9 protein-coding genes are annotated in these 8,117 nt (G+C 62.1%); 1 reads left to right on the top strand and 8 read right to left on the bottom strand.

The window, feature by feature from the left end; translation table 11 throughout:
- A partial coding sequence (locus tag ACMLHG_RS09110; protein WP_417170292.1) for an Rne/Rng family ribonuclease occupies positions 1 to 1,625 on the top strand: 1,625 nt, incomplete at its 5' end.
- Between the two features lie 10 nt (positions 1,626 to 1,635).
- Here the strand turns inward: ACMLHG_RS09110 and ACMLHG_RS09115 are convergent.
- The 8 genes from ACMLHG_RS09115 to ACMLHG_RS09150 all read right to left on the bottom strand — a co-directional run.
- Positions 1,636 to 2,199, bottom strand: a complete 564-nt coding sequence (locus tag ACMLHG_RS09115; protein ID WP_417170293.1) for a Maf family protein — start codon at positions 2,197 to 2,199, stop codon at positions 1,636 to 1,638.
- Positions 2,177 to 2,704, bottom strand: coding sequence for a hypothetical protein (locus tag ACMLHG_RS09120; RefSeq protein ID WP_295808575.1), 528 nt, complete (start codon positions 2,702 to 2,704; stop codon positions 2,177 to 2,179). Before ACMLHG_RS09120 ends, ACMLHG_RS09115 begins: the two co-directional genes overlap by 23 nt.
- A gap of 92 nt (positions 2,705 to 2,796) precedes the next feature.
- The gene (locus ACMLHG_RS09125) at positions 2,797 to 3,273 is read right to left on the bottom strand and encodes an Asp23/Gls24 family envelope stress response protein (protein ID WP_294433371.1); all 477 of its coding nucleotides are present in this window, start codon (positions 3,271 to 3,273) and stop codon (positions 2,797 to 2,799) included.
- Positions 3,270 to 4,643: an acetyl-CoA carboxylase biotin carboxylase subunit gene (gene accC / locus ACMLHG_RS09130; RefSeq protein ID WP_294433373.1), complete on the bottom strand. Its 1,374-nt coding sequence runs from the start codon at positions 4,641 to 4,643 to the stop codon at positions 3,270 to 3,272. Before accC ends, ACMLHG_RS09125 begins: the two co-directional genes overlap by 4 nt.
- 19 nt (positions 4,644 to 4,662) lie before the next feature.
- Complete coding sequence (gene accB, locus ACMLHG_RS09135) at positions 4,663 to 5,136, bottom strand: acetyl-CoA carboxylase biotin carboxyl carrier protein (RefSeq protein ID WP_294433375.1); 474 nt, start codon at positions 5,134 to 5,136, stop codon at positions 4,663 to 4,665.
- 53 nt (positions 5,137 to 5,189) lie between these two features.
- Complete coding sequence (gene aroQ / locus ACMLHG_RS09140; RefSeq protein WP_294433376.1) at positions 5,190 to 5,627, bottom strand: type II 3-dehydroquinate dehydratase; 438 nt, start codon at positions 5,625 to 5,627, stop codon at positions 5,190 to 5,192.
- Between the two features lie 61 nt (positions 5,628 to 5,688).
- Positions 5,689 to 6,360, bottom strand: a complete 672-nt coding sequence (locus ACMLHG_RS09145) for a helix-turn-helix domain-containing protein (RefSeq protein ID WP_294433378.1) — start codon at positions 6,358 to 6,360, stop codon at positions 5,689 to 5,691.
- A gap of 34 nt (positions 6,361 to 6,394) precedes the next feature.
- Positions 6,395 to 8,117 (bottom strand): DNA translocase FtsK (locus ACMLHG_RS09150; RefSeq protein WP_417170294.1); only part of this gene is annotated, 1,723 nt, incomplete at its 5' end.

Genomic DNA, 8,117 nt, shown 5'->3' on the forward strand with positions numbered 1-8,117 from the left:
AAAAGAAAGGCAAACAGATCATTCTGAACTGCGAGAAGCTGGAGCGGCGCTTCGCCCTGCTCAACAACGGCCGCCTCGAAGAGTATCAGATTGAACGTGACGATCATGAGCCCAAGGTGGGCGATATCTATCTCGGGAAAATCATCAACCTCGAACCCTCCCTGCAGGCGGCGTTTGTCGACATCGGCGCCGAAAAGAACGCCTTCCTCCACTATCACGAGATGCTGCCGGGATGCGGCGAAATGCTCGAACGGCGCGGAGAACGCGACGAGGAGGCCGAGGAGGAGGTCGGCGAGGAGTCGATTCAGGCCCGCCGCCAGAAGCGGCAGGAGGCCCGCCCCGGTTCGAAGGTCGGGGCCGAGGCGCAGCGCCGCAAGAAGAAGTTGACCGTCGCCGATATCCCCTCGATTTTCCGCCCCGGCATGGAGATTCTGGTTCAGGTGGTCAAGTCCCCGATCAGCACCAAGGGGGCGCGGGTGACGACCGACATCTCCATCCCCGGGCGCTACCTTGTGCTGATGCCCTACAGCGAGCACATCGGGCTCTCCACGCGCATTGAAGGAGCGCAGGAGCGCGACCGGCTCCGCAAGATTCTCGCCGCGCTCGAACTGCCGGAAGGGATGGGGCTGATCTGCCGCACCGTCGGGGAGGGGCGTCGTTCCACCTTCTTCAAGCGCGACCTCGACCTTCTGCTCGACTACTGGCGCAAGGTGGAGAAGGAGATGGATTCCCGCAACGCTCCGGCTCTGCTCTTCACGGAGCCCAACCTGGTCGAGCGGACGATTCGCGACTTCATGACCGAAGAGATCGAGGGAATTGTCGTCGATGACCCGGCGGCGGGCCGGCAGATCATCGATACGCTCAAGCGGTTCGGCGGACGCAAGATGGCCGAAAAGGTGATCTGTTACAACGGCGCCAAACCGATTTTCGATCAGTACCGCATCAACGATCAGCTCCGGGAGGTGTTCCAGCGCGAGGTCCGTCTGCCCGGCGGCGGCGGCATCTGCATCGATGAGACCGAGGCGTTGATCGCCATCGACGTCAACTCCGGCCGCGGCCGCAAAGGGGCCGACCAGCCGGAATTCATCCTCAAGACCAATCTCGAGGCTGCCGAGGAGATCGCCCGTCAGCTCCGGCTGCGCAACATCGGCGGGCTGGTCGTGCTCGATTTCATCGATATGCGCAGTGCCCGCGACCGCGAAGAGCTCTTCCGTTACATGAAGAAGCTGGTCAAGGACGACCGCGCCAAGACCAAAGTTCTGCCGCTCAGCAAGCTCGGACTCATGGAGATGACCCGCCAGCGCGAACATGAGAGCATTCAGGATCAGGTGTTCAACCCCTGTCCCTACTGCTCCGGGACCGGGCTGGTGAAATCCGCTGTCACCATGAGCGTCGAGATTCAGCGCCGGCTCAACACCGTACTGCGCGACCGCCGCTACAAGGATCTGCCGGTCCGCGTCATCATGCACCCGGATATCCTCGCCCGACTCCGCAACGAGGACGCCCAGCTGCTCCGCGACATCGAGGAGAAATACAAGCACGACCTCAGCTTCCGGGCGGACCCCATGCTCCATTACGAGGAGTTCCGGATTGTCGACCCGGAGACCGGGGTGGAGTTGAAGTAAGGCTCCCGGTTCAGCCGTTCAGCAGGGCCGGAAGACGGTCGGAAAGACGGCGGAGCGGCAGGCCGATGACGTTCTCAAACTCCCCATCCAGGTGCTCGACCAGCTCGTCGCCATACTCCTGGATGGCGTAGGCTCCCGCTTTGTCGAGCACGTTCACCCGGCTGAGATAGCGGGAGATTGTCTCGTCGCTGAGGGGGCGGAACTGAACCGTTGTCGTCTCCTCCCACACTTCGCGCAGCTGTTTTTCCTCGCAGAGCAGGGCGAGGCCGGTAATCACCTCGTGGCGGTCGCCGGAGAGCGCGTGCAGAATGGCCGCGGCGTCGGCCGGATCGCGCGGTTTGCCGATGATCCGCCCGCGGTGGAGGATGACGGTATCCGCCCCCAGAACGAGAGCGTCAGGGTGGCGCGCCGCGACCGCGGCGGCTTTGCGTTCCGCATTCAGCAGCGGAACCAGACGGGGATCGGCCGCGGTCGAGAGCTCCTCCGCCCGGCTGTTTTCCACTTCAAATGCGAAGCCGAGCCGGGCGAGAAGTTCACGGCGGCGGGGCGACTCAGAGGCCAGGAACAATCGCATTGTCCGACTGCTTCTCCGATGGTGCGCCTGTTTCTTCGTGCGGGATCTCCGAGGAGAGTGCTTCGATCTGGAAGCGGATTTCCTGCAGGGTGTCGATGCCGAATACCCGGTGCAGCATTTCCAGCATCCGCGGCTTGACCTCGTCGGAGATCGCCGGCAGACCTTTCCCCTCCGCCGAGAAGGAGCAGCAGAGCGTCATCGAAAAACGTTTGCCGCGACGGTAGAGCATGATGCGCCGGACCGCAAGTTGCGGAAATTCCGCGAGCACCTGTCGCGCGGCATTCTCAATCGCGCTCCGGGAAACGACCAGATCTCCGGTCGGACAGTGCACCGGAATCGCACCGCACCGGCGGGTGCGGAAAATCAGTTTGAAGATAATCTTGACGATCAGCAGCAGAATCAGGAGCGCGAACACCAGCCCGATGGCCGCCGCGTACCCGCGATTGAAATCACTGCTCAACAACTGCCGCCAGAACTCCGGATCGGCCCATTCTGCAAAATTCATGCTTCAATCCTCCTCCCGTTGCCGCGGGGGTTGATACGGCACAGCCGCCCCATCCGGCGGACGAAGCGGCTCTGCGGGGTTCCCCCCGGAAATCAGTTCAGGGGAAGCACCGGCGCGCTGCCTTCGGTCTCCTCTTCGTCGGAATCCTCCAGCACCGGGTCATCGATCTCCTGAACCACGACGTTGACCTTGAGCACCGTCATGCCGGTGGTCTTCTCGATCTCTTCGATCACCGCCTTCTGCACGGCGGTGGCCACCTGCGGAACGTTGTAACCGGCTTTGATGTTGAGCTTGATCTCAACGGAAACGCGGTTGTTTTCCGCCATGTCGACTGTGATCGCGCGGGCCTGCATGCGGCGGCTGCCCACGATCTCGGCAATGTTGTCGACCAGAGTGCTGCCGGCCAGGCGGGAGACCCCTTCAATGGAAAGCGCCGCACGCCGCACGAGCGAAGCGATCACATTTTCATGGATCTTCACCTCTCCCATTTCGGAGCCTTCCAGCACTGTGGTGGCCGCCGCTTCGGCTGCCGGTGCCGCCGTCTTCTTGGAATCTGCTGCTGCTTTCATTTTCCTTCCTCCTTGTGCGGGGTGGCCCGCTCCTGCATTAATCTCTCGACAAATCCGGTATCGTATTTGCCTTCGATGAAACTCTTGTGATTGGTGATCAGCTTCTGGAACGGAATCGTCGTCTTGATCCCCTCCACGGTGATCTCATCCAGCGCCCGGCGGCAGGTGGCGAGCGCATCCGCCCGGGTCGGCCCCCAGACGATCAGTTTCCCGATCATGCTGTCATAGTAGGTCGGAATCCGGTACCCCGAATAGGCGTGCGTATCCATGCGCACATTCGGCCCGCCCGCCGGAATGAAGAGTTCAATCCGCCCCGGGCAGGGGGTGAAGTTGTTGAAGGGATCCTCCGCATTGATCCGGCATTCGATCGCGTGACCGCTGATCTGCACATCCTTCTGCCGGAGCGAAAGCCGTTCGCCCGCCGCCACCCGGATCTGCTCCTTGATCAGGTCGAAACGGGTCACCGCCTCGGTCACCGGGTGTTCCACCTGGATACGGGTGTTCATCTCCATGAAGTAGTAGTTCCCCTCTTCGGTGAAGAGAAACTCGATCGTTCCGGCGCTGGTGTAACCGGCCGCCTTGGCCGCCTTGACCGCCGCGGCGCCGATCCGCTCCCGCAGCCGGGCCGAAAGCGCCGGCGAGGGCGCTTCTTCGATCAGTTTCTGGTTGCGGCGCTGGACACTGCAGTCGCGCTCGCCGAGATGAATCACATTGCCGTAGTTGTCGGCGATGATCTGAATTTCGATGTGGCGCGGGTTGACCAGGAATTTTTCCATGTAGAGCGCCCCGTTGCCGAAGGCGTTCTCCGCCTCGGTCTTGGCCGCGTGGTACCCTTGCACCAGACTGGCGTCGTTATGGGCAATCCGCATGCCGCGGCCGCCGCCGCCGGCAACCGCCTTGATGATGACCGGGTATTTGAGCTGATGCGCCACCTTGAGCGCGTCGGCTTCACTGACCAGGATGCCGTCGCTGCCGGGGGTGGTGGGGACGCCGGCCTTCTTCATGGTCTCCCGGGCGACCGCCTTGTCGCCGAGGGCCCGCATCGCTTCGGGCGTCGGCCCGATGAAGGTGATGCCGTGCTTGCGGCACGCCTCCGCGAAATAGGCGTTTTCCGACAGGAATCCGTACCCCGGATGAATCGCATCGACGTCGCAGATCGCCGCGACCGAGAGAATCCGGTCGATCAGCAGATAGCTGGCGCTCGACTGCGCCGGTCCGATGCAGACCGCTTCGTCGGCCATCTTGACCGCCATGCTGTCGGCGTCGGCCTGCGAATAGACGGAAACCGTGCGAATTCCAAGTTCACGGCAGGCCCGGATGACCCGGACCGCGATTTCGCCGCGGTTTGCGATGAGTATTTTGTTGAACATGGGCTCGTTCCGCCTCCGGTTATTCGATGACGAAGAGCGGCTGGCCGAACTCCACCGGCTGGCCGTTCTCGACCAGCACCTCTTTGATCACTCCGCTCTTTTCCGCTTTGATCTCGTTCATGACCTTCATCGCCTCGATGATGCCGATCACCGTATCCGGCGCGATGTGGTCGCCGACTTTGACGAACGCCTGCGCTTCCGGCGAGGCGGCCCGGTAGAAGGTCCCCACCAGCGGAGCGTCGATCGTCTCCACCGAGACCGGAGCCGCCGGAGCGGGAGCCGCCGCCGGAGCCGCCGGGGCCGGAGCCGCCGCCGCAACCGGTGCCGCCATCTGGACCGGGGCCGGAGCCGCCGCAACCATCACCGGAGCCGGCGCTGCCGCACCGGAACCGCGCCGGATGCACAGATTGTACGCCTCCGCCTCGATCTTGAACTCGGTGAGATCATGGTCGCTCATCAGTTTGACTATCGTCTTGATTTCTTCGATTTTCATGGTGAGAAACTCTTCTTTGGTTATTTTTGTTATGTATGCGGAAACATGAAACTTTATTTCTCGAGATGCGCGATCAGCCCGCGCAGCGCGAGAAGATAGGAGTCGGCTCCGAACCCGGCGACGACTCCGATGCACATCGGTGCGGTCAATGACGTGTGGCGAAACTCCTCCCTCGCGTGGATGTTGCTCAAATGCACCTCGACCGTTGGCAGTTTGACTGCCGCCAGTGCATCGCGAATGGCGACGGATGTGTGGGTGTAGGCGGCCGGATTCATGACGATTCCGGCGAAGCCGTCGGCACGGGCGCTCCCGATCCGGTCCACGATATCCCCTTCGTGGTTGGACTGGAAGTCCGCAAGTTCATACCCCGCCTCTTCCGCCGCCTTCCGGACTCTCGCGACGATCTCCGGCAGCGTGTCGCCGCCGTAGATCCCCGGTTCCCTGACTCCGAGAAGCTGCAGATTCGGCCCGTTGATCAATAGAATTTTCATATGCAATACTATAGCACCATTGTACGGTTTTGTCCAGTTCCGCCTTGCAATATCTCGCGATTCAGGGAACCAGTTCCGTGATGATTAATTTTGGAGTATCTTGAATCTCAATAAGTTGTGATTCTGCGAAGCGGGATGGGGCCGCCGGCTCCGCCGAGCTGCGCAATCCGGTCAGAATCAGAATTCCCCCCGCCACCAGCAGCACCGCGATCAACAGCGCCCCCGCGGCCAGAATCAGAATGAGCTGCCGGATTTTGCGTTCGTTCTCCTCGCTCACCTCGTGGTCGATGACCGTTTTGGTGATATCCTCCGGAACTTCATACTCGAGCCGGTCGCGGAGCTCCGCGGTGATCTGGTCGGCACGCTCGGGGGAAACGTGGTAGAGACTGCAGAGTTTCCGCACATACCCGAGCACGTAGACCGGCTGCGGCAGGCAGCCGTAATCCTCATTTTCCAGAGCCTCGAGGTAGTCGGATTTGATCTTGGTCTCATCGGCGATCTGGGCGATGGTGAAGTGGTTCCGTTCCCGCAATGCCCGGAGGTACTGCCCGAACGACTGCTCCCCCTCCACATCGCTGATCCTGGGCTGGAGGCCCGGCGGCGGCGCAGTGCGTTCCGCGGGCGGCACCTCGCGGATCTCCTCCTCGAAATCCGGCAGCGGAGGCATTTCGCCGGTCTGTTCCGGTTCCTCTCCGAAGAGCTCCAGCGCGTCCTTGTCCTGTTGATCACTCATGGTTCACCCGTCCTCAAATGGTTAGGGATGAAGTTCATCCTGCAAATTCAGCCTCGTCAAAGACGAGAATTTCCCGTTTGTTCCCGCTCCCGGAGGGCGGCCCGACAATGCCGCGCTCCTCGAAGAGATCGATGATCTCCGCCGCCCGGTTGTACCCGATCTTGAGCCGCCGCTGCAGGTAGCTGGTGCTCGCCTTCCGGTCGAGCAGAACCACTTCGAGCGCGCGGCGGACGTTGTCATCGTCGCCGGGGCGCAGATATTTCCGGATCAGCGGCGCGATGTCGGCCGCGTCTTCCTCATCGTAATCATCGACCATGTTCTCATCGATCTCTTCGTCCTGCGCCTCCTCTTCGGCGACGACCTGGGCGTTGAAGTTCTGCGGCCGCTGTTCGGAGACGAATTTCACAATCGCCTTGATGTCCTTGTCGTCGACCAGCGCGCCCTGAACGCGTTCGATGTTCATCCCGCCCGGAGCCAGATAGAGCATGTCGCCCATGCCGAGCAGATTTTCCGCCCCGGGCACGTCGAGAATCACCCGGCTGTCGACCAGCTGCATCACCCGGAAGGCGATCCGGGTCGGCAGGTTCGCCTTGATTACGCCGGTGATGATGTTGGTCGAGGGGCGCTGCGTCGCCACGACGATGTGGACGCCCGAGGCGCGTCCCAGCTGGGCGATCCGGGCGATGTAGGTTTCGGAGTCCTTCCACGAATCCTGCATGCGCAGTTCGGCCAGCTCATCGATGATGACGATCAGAATCGGCATCTTGCACAGCGGTTCTCCGCTGTTGTCGCAGATCACGTTGCCGTCGCTGTCCAGAATCGGTTCCCCGTTGTGGGAGAGCGCGTTGAACTCCGCCAGTTTCTTGACGCCGGCACGGGCCAGGATCTTGTAGCGGTTTTCCATTTCGGTCACCGCCCAGCGCAGGGCGATGGGAACCTTCTTGGCGTCGTTGATCACCGGCGTGATGAGGTGGGGCAGCTTCTTGTAGTCTTCAAATTCCACGATTTTCGGGTCGACCATGATCAGCCGCAGATCATCCGGATTGAACTTGAAGAGCAAACTCATGATGAGCGTATTCATGCAGACCGATTTCCCCGATCCGGTGGAACCGGCGATCAGCAGGTGAGGGGCCTTGGCCAGGTCGAGCACCACCGGTTTGCTGGCGACGTCCTTGCCGAGCACGATCGGAATCGCCGCTTTGCCGTTCCACGCGTCCGTCTCCATCACCGCGCGCATGTAGACCGCTTCGCTCCGGGTGTTGGGGACCTCGACGCCGACCACGTTGCGGCCGGGAATCGGCGCGAGCACGCGGATGCTCGGCGCGGAGAGGTTCATGGCAATGTTGCTGGAGATCTGTTCGACTTTCTTGACGTTGACCCCCTCGGCGAGGCTGATCTCGTAACGGGTGATCCGGGGGCCGGAAATGTGGCCCACCACCTGACCCGGAATCTTGAAGCTGTCGAGGGTCCGCTGGAGCAGCAGGGTGGCGCGTTCGATCGCCTCGGGTGCTTCTCCCACGGCGTCGGTCCCTTTGCTGAGCATGGTGATCGGTGGCAGCGTGTATTTCGGGGTGCTCTTGGCGGTCAGTTTCTCGCCCTGTTCGATGACTTTGGCGTTGACCTCCACATTCCGCATTGGCGCGGCGGCGGCCGGCGCCGCCGGCGGTACAGGAGCATTCTGCGGTGCCGGAGCCGGTGTTGCCGGGGCGGGCGGTTCCGGCGTTGCCGGGGGCGGAGGCGTTTCCGCGGCGACGGGC

Source organism: Victivallis sp., from assembly GCF_048170485.1.
Lineage (GTDB): Bacteria > Verrucomicrobiota > Lentisphaeria > Victivallales > Victivallaceae > Victivallis.

What these genes read in the sequence shown, in the direction of transcription:
- accB (WP_294433375.1), bottom strand. Translation starts at nt 5,136, where the DNA reads ATGAAAATCGAAGAAATCAAGACGATAGTCAAACTGATGAGCGACCAT.
- ACMLHG_RS09145 (WP_294433378.1), bottom strand. Translation starts at nt 6,360, where the DNA reads ATGAGTGATCAACAGGACAAGGACGCGCTGGAGCTCTTCGGAGAGGAA.
- accC (WP_294433373.1), bottom strand. Translation starts at nt 4,643, where the DNA reads ATGTTCAACAAAATACTCATCGCAAACCGCGGCGAAATCGCGGTCCGG.
- aroQ (WP_294433376.1), bottom strand. Translation starts at nt 5,627, where the DNA reads ATGAAAATTCTATTGATCAACGGGCCGAATCTGCAGCTTCTCGGAGTC.
- ACMLHG_RS09115 (WP_417170293.1), bottom strand. Translation starts at nt 2,199, where the DNA reads ATGCGATTGTTCCTGGCCTCTGAGTCGCCCCGCCGCCGTGAACTTCTC.
- ACMLHG_RS09125 (WP_294433371.1), bottom strand. Translation starts at nt 3,273, where the DNA reads ATGAAAGCAGCAGCAGATTCCAAGAAGACGGCGGCACCGGCAGCCGAA.
- ACMLHG_RS09120 (WP_295808575.1), bottom strand. Translation starts at nt 2,704, where the DNA reads ATGAATTTTGCAGAATGGGCCGATCCGGAGTTCTGGCGGCAGTTGTTG.